The organism is Providencia sp. wls1916 (genome assembly GCF_009706585.1).
Taxonomy (GTDB): domain Bacteria; phylum Pseudomonadota; class Gammaproteobacteria; order Enterobacterales; family Enterobacteriaceae; genus Providencia; species Providencia lanzhouensis.
The window spans coordinates 86,543-102,045 of record NZ_WLUL01000002.1 but is presented as its reverse complement, the minus strand read 5'-3'; the positions used below and the strand labels follow the sequence as shown (position 1 = coordinate 102,045).

The following is a 15,503-nucleotide window of genomic DNA, read 5'->3' as shown; positions in this document are numbered from 1 at the left end:
ACCTCAATCCAAACGGCGACGCGTTTTCAGCGCCGTTAAGCCAATGAATAATATCGCTGAAGCAATCAGCAATAAGAAATCGGTGAGTAACACCCAATAGATATCTCCCGCTAAAAATAAGGTTTGTAAGCTGCTGACAAAGTAGCGAGCGGGAATGAAGTAAGTCACTACTTGAATAAATACTGGCATGCTATCAATTTCAAAAATAAACCCTGAAAGCATAATGGCAGGTAAAAAGGCCGCATTCAGCGCCACCATCGCCGCATTGAACTGATTGCGGGTAATGGTTGAAATCAGTAATCCCATTCCTAATGCGGTGGCCAAATAGAGGCTGGTTATCACAAATAAAATCAATAAAGAGCCACGATAAGGAATATCGAGCACGAAGGTCGTCACCAACATACACAGCACCATGACGAACGATCCAAGAATTTGATAGGGCAATAATTTGGAAAGCAGTAATTCAGTGCGAGTGATTTGGGTGGAAAGCAGTGCTTCCATGGTGCCCCGTTCCCATTCTCGGGCTATCACCAGTGAAGTTAAAATGGCACCTACGACGGTCATAATGATGCTAATGGCGCCTGGAATAATAAAATGTTGGCTGAGTGCCGCTTCGTTAAACCAATAGCGCATATTGAGTTCGATAAGCGGGTCGGTGGGATAACCTTGATTTTCACCTTGTTGGATAAGCCATGTATGCCAAACCCCTTTGGTGTAGGCTTGCACAAAATTGGCGGTATTGGGTTCACTTCCATCGGTGATCACTTGGATTGCCGCATGTCCATCAAGGCGAGAAAGTTGCTCTGCAAAATTGACGGGGATCACCACAATGCCGCGAATTTCGCCCGCTTGCATTTTATTAATCAATAAATTGCGATTATCGCTAATGGTGGCATCAATAAAGGGAGAGCCGGTAAAGGTATCGACTAATTCACGAGCGGGTTGGCTTTGTTGATCCATTAGGATACCCACTCGTAATTTACTGGAGTCTAGATTGATCCCATAACCGAAAATAAATAGCAGCATCAGTGGGATAACAATGGCTATTAAGGAGCTACTGGGGTCTCGAACTATCTGCTTACTTTCCTTCCAACAGAGGGCTTTCAGCCTGCGCCATGAAAAACCAGAGGCGGTTGTCTTCATTGTGCCTCCCGCTGTTTATCGTAGTTGAAAATTAATTCAATAAAGGCATCTTCCATGGATGGATTCGGATTTTCTGTGCTGGCGACCTGTTTTTTTAGCTCATCTGGAGTGCCTGCGGCAATAATTTTTCCGTGATAAACCAACCCGATACGATCGCAATATTCCGCTTCATCCATAAAGTGGGTGGTGACCATGACGGTGACCCCCTTGTCTACCATACCATTAATGTGTAGCCAAAATTCTCGCCGAGTTAGCGGGTCAACTCCCGAAGTGGGTTCATCTAAAAACAGGATATCCGGTTCATGCATCAGTGAGCAGGCGAGGGCAAGGCGCTGCTTATAACCTAGCGGAAGTGAGTCAGTAATCTGGCTGATAATGGGAGTAAAATTAAACGCGTTGATCATCTCCTGCATTTTGGTGGCTTGTTGTTTATGATGCAAACCGTATACACCGGAGAAAAATTTTAAGTTTTGCCCAACTTTGAGGTTGCCGTAGAGGGAAAATTTTTGTGCCATATACCCAAGGTGCTGACGGGCTTTGTTTGAACTGGTTTTTAAATCCATACCAAGCACCAGAGCTTGTCCATCCGTGGGTTTCATTAATCCACACATCATCTTAAAGGTAGTGGATTTGCCTGCGCCGTTAGGCCCTAATAATCCAAAAATTTCACCCCGTTTTACCTGAAAGTTAACGGTATCCGTCGCGGCAAAATCCCCGAATTTTTTGGTCAGGTTGCGGGCTTCAATGACGGTTTCATTGGGAGCGGGTGGAATTTGTGGCACGATAGCTGCGAGTTCAGAACGATGGGATGGTCCGCCACCTAAAAGGTCGATAAACGCATCTTCAAAGCGTGGCTGGGCTTCAATCAGCGTTTGATCTCTCATATTTAACGCATTAAGTAAATTCTCTTGGGATGCATGAGGTTTTAAAATTAAGCGAATATAGCGCCCTTGGATCACGCCATCGGTGGTTTCGGGTAACACTAAGGCATTTTGTAGAATGGTGCGTTTTTGTGTTGGGGGAACATCGAGTAAAAATGAGCGTCCCGCCATCTTTTGGGTGAGTTGCTCGGGTTTTCCGCTATACAGAAGTTTGCCTTCATTGAGTAGTAGCACCTCTTTGCACTGCTCTGCTTCATCCAGATACGATGTGCTCCAGAGGATCAACATACCATCGTCAGCAAGGGTGTGCACCATTTGCCAAAGTTCTCGCCTAGCAATAGGATCTACGCCGACACCCGGCTCATCCAGCAGTAAAACTTTCGGCTTACCTAATAGCGTGCAGGCGAGTCCCAATTTTTGTTTCATTCCCCCTGAAAGCTTACCGGCAAGGCGAGCAGTAAATGGGGCTAGGCTAGTAAATGCGAGTAATTGTTTATAAGTTTGTTGGCGCTCTTCACCAATAACGCCGCGCAGATCGGCATATAAATCAAGATTTTCTTGAACCGTTAAATCTTCATATAAACCGAATTTTTGCGGCATATAACCGAGGTTTGCCCGCACTTCGATACTGTCTTTAATAGGGTCTAATCCCATTAAGTGGATTTGCCCTGAATCGGGTTTGAGTAGCCCCGCCAGCATGCGCATTAGCGTCGTTTTCCCTGCACCATCGGGGCCGACTAACCCCGTCACGGAGCCGCCGTGAATTTCGGTAGTTAGGCTTTCAACCGCAGGGTTATTTAGCCCAACAAAGCGTTTTTCGACGTTTATTAATGAAATCACGCTGTTCGATGAGTGAATATCTTGCTGAGCCATAATGCGCCCTATTGCTGAGGTGTCGCAAATTCAACGGTGACAGGCATTCCTTGACGCAGTTTATCGTTAGGATCATCGACAATAATTCGTAATCGATAGACTAAGTCGGTACGTAAATCCGGTGTTTGTACACTTTTTGGGGTAAATTCGGCCGTAGGGGAGACAAAACCAATCGTACCATGGTAAGGGGTATTGGGCTGGCTATCCGTAAAGAGTAAGACTTTACTACCAGGAACCGCATCACCTAAATGAGCTTCACTCACATAGGCTCGCACCCAAACAGGGTGAGTTAATGTCACGCTAAAAACGGTATTACCTGCACCAATGATGGTGCCAGGTTCGATGGCACGAGTCAGGATTGTGCCGTCAGATGGGGCGATAAGCTGGGTGTCTGAGAGATCAAGCTCAGCTTGAGCAACGGCAGCTTCTGCTTGTAGCCATTCCCCTCGGGCTGCTGCTATCTCTTCTTGGCGAAATCCGCTCTGATATTGGTTGAGTTTATCTTGGGAAGCTTTTAATGCGGCAAGCGTTTGATTTCGATTGTTTTTGGCATTATCTAAGTCATTGGCAGAAATCAGTTTTTGTGCCGCTAAACCTTGCTGACGTTTGTAAAAATTATCCGCATATTGCCAAGCGGCTTGACGCTGAGCGACTTCAGATTCGACTTGAGCAATTTCTTGTGTCCGGTAGCCTTTCTCTTTGAGTGCTAACTGTGCTTTAGCGCTATCTCGCAGCCCTTTAGCTTTATTTAACGCGTTGATGTACGGCGCATCATCCAATTTACCAAGTCGTTGCCCAGCAGTGACTTTCGCCCCTTCATCAACATCTAAAGAGGCGAGTTTACCATTGACTCGAAAACTAAGGTTAACTGTGCGCACATCCACATTCCCGTATAAGGCGAATGTCTTATCCTTAAGTGACTGATAATAATAGCCTCCAGCAATAGTGGCAATCAGCATGATAAGCAGTAATATAACCAATGCACGGCGTTTTGTGTTCATAGCTAACCTTAGTGACGGATAAAAACATTACTCAGGATTATGATTTAATTTAATCCATATATCATATCACTTTTCTGCTAGTTGGCGATGGCGTAACCCCAATAATAAAATGTCGATATGCTCAATAAGAACCTGATTAATAATTTTAAATTCGCTTTCGTTGATGTGCTTCCAACCGGTTTGTCTGAGTAAGGTTTCTCGCGCAATGCGGAATGAGAGGGTTTCACCTAAAATGGCGTGCGTGTGGATCAAGGTCGCTAGATTATTAGGGTCGGCGCCGATATAAATAGAAATTAAGCGATTGAGCCGTGAGTGAATGGGTCCTAACGCTTGTTCGTGGATCAATCCATACGCTTCGGTTGGGTTCAGCTGCTCGCGAGCTAGAATGCGCGAGAAGCTTAAGTTTTCTTTTTTAAGTTGGAAAAAATTGTACGAAATAATGGTTTTTTTCAGTAATTCGAGCGCTTCTTCAGGAATTTGTGACTCTGCGGGTTGGCTAATAAAGTTATCTATTTGAGTGATAGTTTCAGCGAAACTCTCTTTGATATTATTGGCAATTTGCTGAGCAACCGCGAGATATAACCCTTCTTTAGATCCGAAATAATAGGAAATAGCTGCGATATTTTGCCCAGATGCTTGGGCAATTTGGCGGGTGGTTGCCCCGTCGATACCTTGTTCTCCATAAACATCGGCAGCGGCGAGAAGAAGTTGGAGTTTGGCGCTCTCTCCGCGTAATGTTGGCGACGAATTTGTGTTCATAAACATTCCTTTTGATTCAGAATTAAATAATTTTTAGCATGCTCTTAGTTGGCATTTATTCATTGTGCAGGATGAAAACGGATGTATCTTTAGTTTTGTGTACGTATATATACTATATAAAGCAGATTTTGTATTAGTTTATTCATCAATCTAAATTAATATATTTATCACGGTCAAATGATGGTAGAATTTTTGCGTGTCGCATGGCAGTTTGCGCTTTTCTTCTATTGAATATCGAATCTTCCCCCCTAGAGCTGCCCAGTAAATTGAAGCGGTGGAGCCCGGAGTAATTAATTTGACTAGTTTTTCTGACCTCGCGTTAAACGAGGAAATCTTGCGTGCCATTAATGAATTAGGCTATGAAAGTCCTACGCCTATTCAACAACAAGCTATTCCTGCTGTTTTAGCGGGCAAAGACCTATTAGCCAGCGCTCAAACAGGTACGGGTAAAACAGCGGGTTTTACTTTACCTATTTTGCAAAAGCTGGTGGACAATCCACGCGGTAATAACCGTCGTCCTATTCGCGCATTGATTTTAACCCCGACCCGTGAACTTGCGGCTCAAGTGGCTGAAAATGTAAAAGAATATAGCCGTCATTTGAGAATTCGTTCATTTGTTGTGTTCGGTGGCGTCAGTATTAACCCGCAAATGATGAAACTGCGTGGTGGTGTGGATGTGTTGATCGCAACACCGGGTCGTTTATTGGACTTGGAACATCAAAACGCGGTGGATTTATCGCAGGTTGAAGTTTTCGTCTTGGATGAAGCTGACCGTATGTTAGATATGGGCTTTATTCACGATATTCGCCGTGTGATCACGAAATTACCTAAAAAGCGCCAAAATCTCCTGTTCTCCGCGACGTTCTCTGATGAGATCAAACAGTTGGCGAGCAAGTTATTGAACAATCCAGTTTCCATTGAAGTGGCTCCGCGCAACTCAGCTTCTGAGCAAGTAACGCAGTATGTTCATTTAGTGGATAAAAAACGTAAAGCTGAGTTACTCTCGTTTATGATTGGGCGTGAAAACTGGCAGCAAGTTCTGGTATTTACGCGTACCAAACATGGCGCTAACCGCTTAGCTGAGCACTTAAACAAAGATGGTGTCAAAGCGGCGGCGATTCATGGTAATAAGAGCCAAGGCGCTCGTACCCGTGCTTTAGCTGATTTTAAATCCGGGGATATCCGTGTCTTAGTGGCGACAGATATTGCGGCTCGCGGCTTAGATATTGAACAGCTACCTTATGTGGTTAACTTTGAGCTGCCTAATGTGGCGGAAGATTATGTTCACCGTATTGGTCGTACTGGACGTGCGGAAGCCACGGGTATGGCGGTATCTTTGGTGTGTATCGATGAAGCGAAACTGCTTAAAGATATTGAGAAATTATTGAAAAAATCCATCCCACAGATGGAGATTGAAGGCTACGAGCCAGACCCATCAATCAAAGCTGAGCCGATCCAAAAGCCTTCTCAGCGTAATGATCGTCGTGGTTCTGATAGTCGCCGCGGGTCTGATAACCGTCGTGGTTCTGACAACCGCCGTAGTTCTGAGGATAGCCGCGGTGAGCGCAGCAATCATTCAGGCCACAATAGTAATAAAGGTCCGAGCCGTCCTCGTCGTCAAAATGCGAATTCCGAGAAAGGTCAGTCTGAATCCACTTCAGGTTCACCGTGGAAAAATGCACAAAAACGCGTTAGACAAGGGCGTAGTGATAGCTAATGCGTGTGCTACTCGCCCCGATGGAAGGGGTACTCGATTCTCTGGTTCGCCGATTATTGAGTGAGGTGAACGACTACGACTTGTGCATTACTGAGTTTGTGCGAGTTGTCGATACTTTGTTGCCGGCAAAAACGTTTTATCGGTTATGCCCGGAATTGCAACAAGGTAGCCGGACGCCATCGGGAACGTTAGTGCGGGTGCAGCTATTAGGGCAACATCCTGAGTGGTTGGCTGAAAATGCCAACCGCGCAATTGAATTAGGCTCTTGGGGCGTCGATCTCAATTGCGGTTGTCCATCAAAAACGGTAAATGGCAGCGGTGGCGGTGCGACGTTATTGAAGCAGCCAGAGCTTATCTATCACGCCGCTAAAGCTATGCGAGCGGCTGTACCGAAAGATTTACCCGTTTCTGTGAAAGTCCGTTTGGGTTGGGATAGCAGCCAATTTGCTCATGAAATTGCGGATGCTGTACAGCAAGCCGGGGCGACCGAACTGACGGTTCATGGGCGCACAAAGGAAGATGGCTATAAAGCGGAATGTATTAACTGGCAGGCGATTGGTGAGCTTCGTCAGAAACTGTCGATTCCGGTGATTGCCAATGGCGAAATCTGGGATTATGAAAGTGCTAAACGCTGTATGGAAATCACTGGGTGCGATTCGATTATGATTGGTCGAGGTGCTTTAAATACGCCGAATTTGAGCCGTGTGATCAAACACAATGTCGCGAAGATGCCTTGGGAACAGGTCGGGAAAATACTCTTTAAATATACGGAACTAGAAAAACTGGGTGATACAGGGCATTACCACGCAGCTCGTATCAAACAATGGCTGAGTTATTTACGTAAAGAGTACCAGCAAGCGGATGAACTGTTTTCTCAAGTGAGAGCGTTGAAAACGGCGGAGCAAATAGCGGATGTTATTGCGCTACATGTGGAGCAGCTTTCTGTCGTATCATCTTAACATGATGAAATTTGCCAAAATTTGAGATTAGGTCTTTAATTACTATGTATGGTGGTGACTAGTATGGTGGTGATTAATTCAAAATATTGTCATTACCGTATGTCATGATTAAAGAGTCTATATCGTGTAACAAAGTTATTGTGCTAGGAAATTTAGAGCAACAGAGATATTGGAGGCCTCAAATGGGCGTTATTGCTTGGATTATCTTTGGTTTAATCGCAGGTGTTTTAGCTAAATGGTTAATGCCTGGAACCTATCAAATGGGTTTTATCATGACGACTGTATTGGGGATCGTCGGGGCGGTTGTCGGGGGATACATCAGCACATTCTTTGGTAAAGGCAAGGTGGATGGCTTTAACTTCGGTAGTTTTGTTGTTGCCGTGATCGGCGCCATTGTCGTGCTATTCCTTGCGGGAATGTTTATTAAGTAGCATTTCTCAAATAGTTATCTTGAGGAAAAAATGCTTTTTAACTGCACAATCAAATATTTATTAAAGCCACCTATTATGATGTTCGCTAAATAATGAGTGGCTTTAATTTTTTAATTTTCACATGGTTCCATGAATTTATGTATTGAAGATTTATCAAATGCAGTAATTTCAAATAACTGAGTCAATAATCTATCATCATGAACTGTATTCCAAGTGATACAGTTATTTTCAATTAATGTAAGAGAAAATTTCACTACAGAATTATGTGTCTCAGTGTAATGATTAAATTCAATAGCACGATATGAGTATAAGTAAAAAGCCATGTTATCTAAGTTTGTTGTATTATAACATCCTAGAATACAAAAATTTGGAGACTGGTTAATGGCTGGATGGATATCTTTTGTTTGCTCCCATTCTATTTGGCGCTTTAAACTTTTTAAAAATACGTTAGATATGACTTTGTGTTCTGTTGGGTTCATTAGTTTTCCCTCATATTTTTCTAGCTGAAATATCAATAATATTATCAATATAATTAAGTAGAAGATTTACTTCATCTAACATATCAAAACATAGGCTAATATCTAAATCATGGTGGTCTTTTATTGATGTTATTTTTGTGGTTTTTATTTTGTATTGTTTTATTGATGATGTTAATTTTTTATCTTTAGAGTCAATGAATAGAATATAATGATGTAATGATTGTATTCTACTATGTAACTTCCTTCTATGCATTTCTTCATGAAAGGTATTTTTATTATGAACTTCAGATAAGTGTTTATAATAATCATTAAGTAGCTTGGATAGCTTCTCCTTATGAAAATAAATAGATACCTTACGATTAAATTTAATCGTTAATCTTGATGTTTGTAATAGAACCCATAAAGTTGCGGCTGTACCGACAAAGGTAGAGATCGTCCCTAGGTTTATTACCCAGAGTTCCCATGATGTATTCATTTTTTATTAGCTCCATAAAAATAGAGTAATAGAAATCTTAATTAATTAGATTGATTTTTTATAATATTAGATTTAAATAGAACAAACAAATCCCCTCATAATTAACGCGTATTTATGAGGGAATAAAAATGATTAAGGTTCGATTGGTAACCCGTTGTCTTGTCCCCATTGCGCCCATGAACCATCATAGAGGCGCACATGTGGGTTACCTAATAATACCAATGCCAGTAAAACTACGGCAGCAGTCATGCCAGAGCCACAGGTTGTGACTGTTGGTGCGAGAATATCGACACCTTGCTGCGCAAAAATAGCTTTTAATTGTTCGGGGGATTTATATTCCCCATTATCCACTAATAAATCCCAAGGCACATTTTTACTGCCTGGAATATGCCCCATCCTTAAACCTGGGCGAGGTTCAGGAGCTTGAGCCAGAAAACGGGCAGCTGCACGCGCATCAATAATTTGGATTTTACCTTCAGTGGCAACCTCTAACATTTGCTGTTGATTCAGCGCATTAGCATCTTGTCTATCAGCAATAAAGGTTTGTGCGGCGGGTGGGGTGACTTTACCAGATTGAGTTGCGAAACCAGCTGCTTTCCATGCGTTAATTCCACCGGCTAAAATTTTAACCTGTTTACAGCCTAAAGTGCGGAAAGTCCACCATGCACGCGGAGATGAAAACAAATTATTTTGAGCGTAAATAATGACTTGCGTTTGATTATTAATCCCCATCGCTCCAACAGCTTGGCTAAATGTGGCGGCGTCAGGGAGCATATGGGGTAAGTCGCAGCTCTTATCGGCGATTTCATCTTGATTAAAAAATTGAGCTTGGGGAATGTGCTCATCAAGGTAGCTTTGGTAGCAATCATAAGGGGCGGTAGGTGGTGGCGTAGAGACATCAAGCACAATAATATTACTGTCTGAAAGATGTGAATTTAACCACTCTGGTGTTACAAAATAATCGTTGTACATCATAACTCACCGTCCCGTTTGATTAATAATGGATGATTACTGGATCTGATTAGGTGCAGGTAATATCGATGGCGATTGAGCCTGATTTTGCTCTAAAGGTGTGGTGGAGCGGGTATAAATATTCATCCCGGCAAGCACAATACCCCCAATAGAACTCAATGCGCATAATGCGCACAGTGCGATGACGACTTTTTTCATTTTTATTAGCCTGATTTGACACGAAGATGCCAAAGTATAACTGGATGGTGATAGCAAACAAGTTTTACGGGATATTTTCTTGGCTCGATTTGGTGTTTTGCGAAAGGCTTTCCAGAATTTGTGTATAATGGAAATTAATACAGTAGTTTTGCGAAGGGTTTCGCAAAAGAGAAACAGGGGCTTTCCTGCCTCTTTTTTGATTAGCTATCATCTCCTTTTTACTTGGTCTTCTGCGTATCTATGTCTCTGTCAAATAAAATCAAAGAACAAATAACTCAATGGTATAAGGGGTTATCTAACCAAATCGAGGGGTTCGTCTCTCGGGCACCTCAGCGGCAGATGATTGCTGAAGTGGCGAAAAATTTGTCGGATGCAGAAGGGCGTCATTTAGTGATTGAAGCACCCACTGGGGTGGGAAAAACCTTATCCTATTTGATACCAGGCATTGCGGTAGGGCGCGAAGAAGGTAAAACTTTGGTCGTGAGCACCGCTAACGTTGCCCTCCAAGATCAAATATTCAGTAAGGATTTGCCATTACTGAGCAAAATTATCCCTGACTTAAAATATACAGGCGCATTTGGGCGGGCGCGTTATGTGTGCCCCCGAAACTTAGAAGCTATTTGTGCCGCGGAAGGGGAACAAATTGATTTAATGCTGTTGGTGGAAGACAAAACTGAAATTACCAACAGCGAAGAGAGAGCGCAATGCCAGCAATTACGCAATGATTTTCATAGCTTTGCTTGGGATGGGCTACGCGACCACCATAAAAAGGCATTTAGCGATAGTTTATGGCGTAAAGTCAGCACCGATAAAATGAATTGCCTTGGGCGTAATTGCCAGTTCTATCAACGATGCCCTTTTTTTATTGCGCGCCGTGAAATTGAAGATGCGGATGTGGTCGTGGCTAACCATGCTTTAGTGATGGCTGCGATGGAAAGTGAGTCGGTATTACCGGATCCCAAGAAATTACTGTTGGTTCTCGATGAGGGGCATCACGTTCCCGATGTGGCGAGAGACGCTTTAGAAGTTGAAGGGGAAATTACGCTAGTTCAGCTTACCGCGCAGGTGGATAATTTTATTCATCATGTCGGGCAGTATGTTGCGCAGTTTCGTCCAGCAAAACCACCTAAGTTGACTAATCCTGATAAGCTACAACAACATGCTGAAAAATTACGCGAGTGTTTCCGTGATTTTTCACTGTTAGCGAACGGGCTATTACCTGAAACATCCAAAGAGTCAGAATATTTGTTCCCAATGGGGATTTTGCCCGAGGTAATGCAGCAATGTTGCCTAGAGCTATTTAAGCTGACGGATGCGCTACGTGGGCTATCAGAGGCGATTCTCAGTGACTTAACGGAACAAACAGCAAAGCAAGATATTGTGCGTTTACATCGCTCCATTTTAGTGACAAGCCGAGCGATGGGCTATTTTGAAAATATGACCAAATTATGGCGCTTAGCCTCGCTTGATCAAAGCTCTGGTGCGCCCGTTTCGAAATGGCTTAGCCGCCATTATGAGAAAAATCAATCCCGGATTTTTATGCATTGCGCAGGGATCCGCGTAAGTGAACAGCTGCAACATTTGTTATGGAAAAATGTGCCTCATATTGTAGTGACATCGGCAACACTTCGCTCTTTGAACAGCTATTCACGTTTTATGGAGTTAACGGGATTATCCGAAAAGAGTGATGACCGTTTCGTGACGCTCACCTCACCGTTTAATCATGTTGAGCAGGGTAAGTTGGTGATCCCCAAAATGCAGCATGAGCCAACTATGGCAAATGAAGCTGAACATTTAAAAGAGATGGCAACCTATTTTCGTCATCAATTTACGCATAGTGATCACCATGGGGTCTTGATCCTATTTAGTAGCCAGCGAGCGATGGAAGGGTTTCTGGAGCATGTGAAAGATTTGCGTTTACAGCTATTAGTGCAGGGGGATCAGCCACGTTACCGGCTAGTGGAGAAGCATTGTGAACGTATTAAACAAGGGCAAAAAAGCGCGTTAATCGGCTTACAATCATTTGCGGAAGGGTTGGATTTAAAAGGGGAATTTTTAACCCAAGTGCATATTCACAAGATTGCGTTTCCGCCTGTGACAAATCCAGTAATTATTACTGAAGGTGATTGGCTGAAGTCATTAAAGCGTTATCCATTCGAGGTACAAAGTTTACCTAGCGCTTCATTTAATTTGATCCAGCAAGCAGGGCGTTTGATTCGAAGTCATGAGTGTTATGGCGAAATTATCATTTATGATAAGCGCTTATTAACCAAAAGCTATGGTAAACGTTTATTAAATTCGTTACCCATTTTCCCTATTGAACAACCTGAAATGCCAACATCAGATAAGTAGGGCGATAAATAAATTGAGACCACCGAAGTGGTCTCATGGTCAATATATTGACTCTGTTTTACGACACTACTCAATATTGGCTTCTAATAACCACAGGAATTTATCCAGATCGCGAGATGCGGCGGTAAACATATCTGCGGTATTTTCATCTTCAACTTCATCGATAGCTTTACGAATATCATTTGCAACAACAGCATATCGTTCAGCTAATGCTTTTAAATGGTCTTGTACAGAATGAATATCCAATGGATAAGCTTCTAATGATGTAAACTTATTGACTTGTTGTGATGTTCCTGTGGCGATGCCACCTAGCTGAACCGCACGCTCAGCGAATTCATCCAAGTGCCCAATGATGCTATCTCTAAAGCCATCTAACATCTCATGCACTGCGATAAAGTTGCGACCGCGCATGTTCCAATGTGCTTGTTTAGTGATTAAAGAGAGATCGGTGAAATGGATAACCATCATGTTTAAGATACCGATGGTTTCTAATTTTACACTATCTTCAATATCATTACGGGTATATAAAAGTTCAGTTGAAGAGGTTTTAAATAATTTTGCAGTATTCATAGAATTTCCTCTCTTAAATATAATTAACTCAATTGTCTTGTCTGCTTATAAATATAGAGTGTAAAGCTAAGAATGTCATAAAGTAATAATCTATTACTTTAATAGGCAGGACGATGATATTTTTTTTGGGCGTTTATTTAGATTTTACCAATCGAATCTATCGATGTGACATTTCAAATAAATGAAGATTACCTTACAAGATAATGAAATAAAAAATGAACAAAGAAAAAAAGTAAAAAAGCTAATAGAATTGCCTATTAGCCTTTAATAAAAGTGAAGATGACGTAATTATTTACGATACTTTTTCAATCTTTGATTTGGGTACCGAAGTGGATGTTGAGCCAATAGACGCGCATACAATACACAACAGCGCTAACCATTGTGTCATCGTTAAATGTTCTTGTAGGAAGACAATGCCTAAAAATGCTCCCATGCAAGGCTCTAGACTCATTAGAGTACCGAAGGTTTTTGCGGGCAGCTTGGTTAACGCTATCATCTCTAATGTATACGGAAATGCGGTAGACAAAATAGCAACCCCTAAAGCCAAAGGTAGAATGGCTGGGTCAAACATCGCTTCAACCCCGGTTTGCATTAATCCAATCGGGAAGAAAATCAGCGCAGAAATCAACGAACCCACAGCAACCGTTGCGGCACCATAACCTGCGCCAGCGCGTTGACCAAAGATAATATAAATCGCCCAGCAGACACCGGCACCTAAAGCATAAGCGGCACCAACGAGATCGAGAGAGTCAATGTTATTGCCAATAGGCAGTAAGAATAGCAACCCAGCAATGACAAGCCCAATCCATAAAAAATCAATAGGGCGGCGAGAAGAGAACATCGCAACGGCTAATGGGCCCGTAAACTCAAGTGCGACCGCAATTCCTAAAGGGATACGCTCAAGCGCTAAATAAAACAGGTAGTTCATGGTTCCGAGAGATAAACCATAAGCAAGCAGTGGTCCCAGAGAGCTTTTTCTAAAATTTAAACGCCATGGTTTAAAGATCACACACAAAATAATCGTGGCAAGCAACAAACGTAAACCGGTAACACCTGGTGCGCCGATAAGTGGGAACAATGTTTTAGCTAAAGAGGCACCACTTTGGATTGACATCATTGCCAGTAATAGCAAGCCTATCGGTAATAGCGGAAAAGCACTCTTTTTAGTATCGGCAGACATGAATAAAAAACCTCAAAAAAACGTTAGGAACGTCGATAAAACCCACACGGTATATACAGATAAAATGGGTAAATCTAAATAATAATGGTGGTTTGTTGGGATATTTACCCTAAGCCAGCAAATTGGCGTGAATTATCTCACAGAATTCATGCAGATTATATTGCTTTGTTGAGAGCGAAAAATTCATCATATTATTTAATATTGGATAACGACTAAAAATAAAATATTGTGAGTTGAGCTTCTTTGAGGGTACCGTATAATTTTGCGCTTACAAGAATGATAATAGGAATGAAAATAGAACATGAAAAAAATTAAAAGCGTCGCGGTTTATTGTGGTTCAAGCATGGGGACGAATGAAATTTATCAAAAACAAGCCATTGAGTTTGCAAAAGAGCTGGTAAAGCGTGATATCGCTTTAGTCTACGGTGGTGCGAGTGTTGGGCTGATGGGAACCGTTGCCGATACGGTATTATCTTTAGGCGGCAAGGCTATTGGTGTGATCCCATCCCTGCTTGAAGAGCGTGAAATCTCGCATAAAAATCTGACCGAACTGTACAAAGTTGACACCATGCATCAGCGCAAAAGCAAAATGATTGAACTTGCTGATGGTTTTGTCGCAATGCCTGGTGGATACGGCACTTTAGAAGAATACAGCGAAGTGTTCACATGGAGTCAAATTGGTTTACATACTAAGCCTTGCGGATTATTCAATATTAATAATTACTGGCAGCCTCTGATTGATATGACCAATAAAATGGCGGATGAGGGCTTTTTACATGAAAAATATCGTCATATGGCGATTGTGGAATCATCCCCAGCCAGTTTATTAGATCAATTTGAAACGTATATTGCACCACCAGTGAAAACTTACGACTAACTTATTCGGGTAGCTTTATGATCAGAAAAGCAAAAAAAGAGGATTTATCAGCAATTCTTGCGCTCTACCAAATTTTATTTGCCGAGATGGCTAAGTTTGATCGTGAAAGGTTACAAGCCGCGGAACAATCGAGTGAGTTTGTTGAAAATGCCATTGAGGATAATAAGTTTCATCTTTTAGTGGTTGATCATGAAGGTGAAATCAAAGGTTTTTGTATTGCTCAAAAACAAACGGCAGATCCTTATAGTTGCATTGTGCCAAGGGATTTCGGTTATATTTTTGATTTGGTCATCTCTCCCGACTTTCGAGGTGAAAAAGCAGGTAAACAGCTCTTAGATGGAATGAAAGAGTGGGCTAAGTTGCAGAAATTTAGTCACTTAGAACTTTCAGTATTAGCGCAAAACCACCAAGCTATTAAGTTTTATGAGCGCGAAGGATTAGCCGAAGTATCCCGTACCATGGGGATCGCGTTGTAAATTTTAAGCTCTCCGTTATTGGGGAGCTTTTTATAGTATTAGCCCCCAAGGTATCATGAACAAATCATATCTTTTTCAGAAAAAGCGGCTCAAAAATCAGCACAAGATCTAAACGCGGGATTATGGCATAATGCGCGGCTATTTATTCTTATCAGACTTC

Annotated in this window: 16 protein-coding genes; 6 read left to right on the top strand and 10 right to left on the bottom strand. The window is 42.2% G+C overall.

Going from position 1 to position 15,503, the window contains the following annotated elements:
- Positions 1-3 precede the first annotated feature (3 nt).
- From GKR61_RS00520 to cecR, 4 genes are all read right to left on the bottom strand, one after another.
- The gene (locus tag GKR61_RS00520) at positions 4-1,143 is read right to left on the bottom strand and encodes an ABC transporter permease (RefSeq protein ID WP_154599902.1); all 1,140 of its coding nucleotides are present in this window, start codon (positions 1,141-1,143) and stop codon (positions 4-6) included.
- Positions 1,140-2,897 (bottom strand): ATP-binding cassette domain-containing protein, encoded by a 1,758-nt coding sequence (locus tag GKR61_RS00515; protein ID WP_108479398.1) that lies wholly within the window; start codon positions 2,895-2,897, stop codon positions 1,140-1,142. Before GKR61_RS00515 ends, GKR61_RS00520 begins: the two co-directional genes overlap by 4 nt.
- Positions 2,898-2,905: 8 nt before the next feature.
- A complete protein-coding gene (gene hlyD, locus GKR61_RS00510) occupies positions 2,906-3,898 on the bottom strand; it encodes a secretion protein HlyD (protein ID WP_108479399.1) in 993 nt (330 codons plus the stop codon).
- 66 nt (positions 3,899-3,964) lie between these two features.
- Positions 3,965-4,663 (bottom strand): transcriptional regulator CecR, encoded by a 699-nt coding sequence (cecR, locus tag GKR61_RS00505; protein ID WP_036949750.1) that lies wholly within the window; start codon positions 4,661-4,663, stop codon positions 3,965-3,967.
- A 289-nt stretch (positions 4,664-4,952) separates the two neighbouring features.
- On the opposite strand from cecR, the gene rhlE reads away from it, so the two are divergent.
- The 3 genes from rhlE (at position 4,953) to GKR61_RS00490 (ending at position 7,764) form a co-directional block, all read left to right on the top strand.
- Positions 4,953-6,374, top strand: a complete 1,422-nt coding sequence (gene rhlE / locus GKR61_RS00500; RefSeq protein WP_036949747.1) for an ATP-dependent RNA helicase RhlE — start codon at positions 4,953-4,955, stop codon at positions 6,372-6,374.
- Positions 6,374-7,333, top strand: a complete 960-nt coding sequence (dusC, locus tag GKR61_RS00495; RefSeq protein WP_036949744.1) for a tRNA dihydrouridine(16) synthase DusC — start codon at positions 6,374-6,376, stop codon at positions 7,331-7,333. The genes rhlE and dusC overlap by 1 nt, the downstream gene beginning before the upstream one ends.
- Positions 7,334-7,515: 182 nt before the next feature.
- On the top strand, positions 7,516-7,764 hold the full coding sequence (locus GKR61_RS00490) for a GlsB/YeaQ/YmgE family stress response membrane protein (RefSeq protein ID WP_036949742.1): 249 nt from the start codon (positions 7,516-7,518) through the stop codon (positions 7,762-7,764).
- Positions 7,765-7,874: 110 nt separating this feature from the next.
- On the opposite strand, the gene GKR61_RS00485 is transcribed toward GKR61_RS00490, so the two are convergent.
- From GKR61_RS00485 to GKR61_RS17555, 4 genes are all read right to left on the bottom strand, one after another.
- The gene (locus tag GKR61_RS00485) at positions 7,875-8,243 is read right to left on the bottom strand and encodes a hypothetical protein (RefSeq protein ID WP_036949740.1); all 369 of its coding nucleotides are present in this window, start codon (positions 8,241-8,243) and stop codon (positions 7,875-7,877) included.
- 10 nt (positions 8,244-8,253) lie between these two features.
- A complete protein-coding gene (locus tag GKR61_RS00480; protein ID WP_154599903.1) occupies positions 8,254-8,718 on the bottom strand; it encodes a hypothetical protein in 465 nt (154 codons plus the stop codon).
- Between the two features lie 132 nt (positions 8,719-8,850).
- Positions 8,851-9,690, bottom strand: a complete 840-nt coding sequence (gene sseA, locus GKR61_RS00475) for a 3-mercaptopyruvate sulfurtransferase (RefSeq protein ID WP_154599940.1) — start codon at positions 9,688-9,690, stop codon at positions 8,851-8,853.
- A gap of 36 nt (positions 9,691-9,726) precedes the next feature.
- Positions 9,727-9,888, bottom strand: coding sequence for a hypothetical protein (locus tag GKR61_RS17555; protein WP_187369806.1), 162 nt, complete (start codon positions 9,886-9,888; stop codon positions 9,727-9,729).
- A gap of 240 nt (positions 9,889-10,128) precedes the next feature.
- Between GKR61_RS17555 and dinG the strand changes: the two genes are divergently transcribed.
- Positions 10,129-12,240: an ATP-dependent DNA helicase DinG gene (gene dinG / locus GKR61_RS00470; RefSeq protein ID WP_154599904.1), complete on the top strand. Its 2,112-nt coding sequence runs from the start codon at positions 10,129-10,131 to the stop codon at positions 12,238-12,240.
- Between the two features lie 66 nt (positions 12,241-12,306).
- Here the strand turns inward: dinG and dps are convergent, their stop codons facing one another.
- Both dps and rhtA read right to left on the bottom strand, forming a co-directional pair.
- Positions 12,307-12,810, bottom strand: coding sequence for a DNA starvation/stationary phase protection protein Dps (dps, locus tag GKR61_RS00465; RefSeq protein ID WP_036949728.1), 504 nt, complete (start codon positions 12,808-12,810; stop codon positions 12,307-12,309).
- Between the two features lie 292 nt (positions 12,811-13,102).
- Positions 13,103-13,990 (bottom strand): threonine/homoserine exporter RhtA, encoded by an 888-nt coding sequence (rhtA, locus tag GKR61_RS00460; RefSeq protein WP_036949726.1) that lies wholly within the window; start codon positions 13,988-13,990, stop codon positions 13,103-13,105.
- A gap of 301 nt (positions 13,991-14,291) precedes the next feature.
- Between rhtA and GKR61_RS00455 the strand changes: the two genes are divergently transcribed.
- Together GKR61_RS00455 and GKR61_RS00450 are read left to right on the top strand one after the other, a co-directional pair.
- A complete protein-coding gene (locus tag GKR61_RS00455; protein ID WP_036949723.1) occupies positions 14,292-14,867 on the top strand; it encodes a TIGR00730 family Rossman fold protein in 576 nt (191 codons plus the stop codon).
- Positions 14,868-14,884: 17 nt separating this feature from the next.
- Positions 14,885-15,343 carry a GNAT family N-acetyltransferase gene (locus tag GKR61_RS00450; RefSeq protein ID WP_036949720.1) on the top strand — a complete coding sequence of 153 codons (459 nt, stop codon included), beginning with the start codon at positions 14,885-14,887 and terminating at the stop codon, positions 15,341-15,343.
- Positions 15,344-15,503 lie beyond the last annotated feature (160 nt).

Coding starts and splice junctions, on each gene's coding strand:
- GKR61_RS00520 (WP_154599902.1), bottom strand. CDS start 1,143: ATGAAGACAACCGCCTCTGGTTTTTCATGGCGCAGGCTGAAAGCCCTC.
- GKR61_RS00515 (WP_108479398.1), bottom strand. CDS start 2,897: ATGGCTCAGCAAGATATTCACTCATCGAACAGCGTGATTTCATTAATA.
- hlyD (WP_108479399.1), bottom strand. CDS start 3,898: ATGAACACAAAACGCCGTGCATTGGTTATATTACTGCTTATCATGCTG.
- cecR (WP_036949750.1), bottom strand. CDS start 4,663: ATGTTTATGAACACAAATTCGTCGCCAACATTACGCGGAGAGAGCGCC.
- dusC (WP_036949744.1), top strand. CDS start 6,374: ATGCGTGTGCTACTCGCCCCGATGGAAGGGGTACTCGATTCTCTGGTT.
- GKR61_RS00490 (WP_036949742.1), top strand. CDS start 7,516: ATGGGCGTTATTGCTTGGATTATCTTTGGTTTAATCGCAGGTGTTTTA.
- GKR61_RS00485 (WP_036949740.1), bottom strand. CDS start 8,243: ATGAACCCAACAGAACACAAAGTCATATCTAACGTATTTTTAAAAAGT.
- GKR61_RS00480 (WP_154599903.1), bottom strand. CDS start 8,718: ATGAATACATCATGGGAACTCTGGGTAATAAACCTAGGGACGATCTCT.
- sseA (WP_154599940.1), bottom strand. CDS start 9,690: ATGTACAACGATTATTTTGTAACACCAGAGTGGTTAAATTCACATCTT.
- GKR61_RS17555 (WP_187369806.1), bottom strand. CDS start 9,888: ATGAAAAAAGTCGTCATCGCACTGTGCGCATTATGCGCATTGAGTTCT.
- dinG (WP_154599904.1), top strand. CDS start 10,129: ATGTCTCTGTCAAATAAAATCAAAGAACAAATAACTCAATGGTATAAG.
- dps (WP_036949728.1), bottom strand. CDS start 12,810: ATGAATACTGCAAAATTATTTAAAACCTCTTCAACTGAACTTTTATAT.
- rhtA (WP_036949726.1), bottom strand. CDS start 13,990: ATGTCTGCCGATACTAAAAAGAGTGCTTTTCCGCTATTACCGATAGGC.
- GKR61_RS00455 (WP_036949723.1), top strand. CDS start 14,292: ATGAAAAAAATTAAAAGCGTCGCGGTTTATTGTGGTTCAAGCATGGGG.
- GKR61_RS00450 (WP_036949720.1), top strand. CDS start 14,885: ATGATCAGAAAAGCAAAAAAAGAGGATTTATCAGCAATTCTTGCGCTC.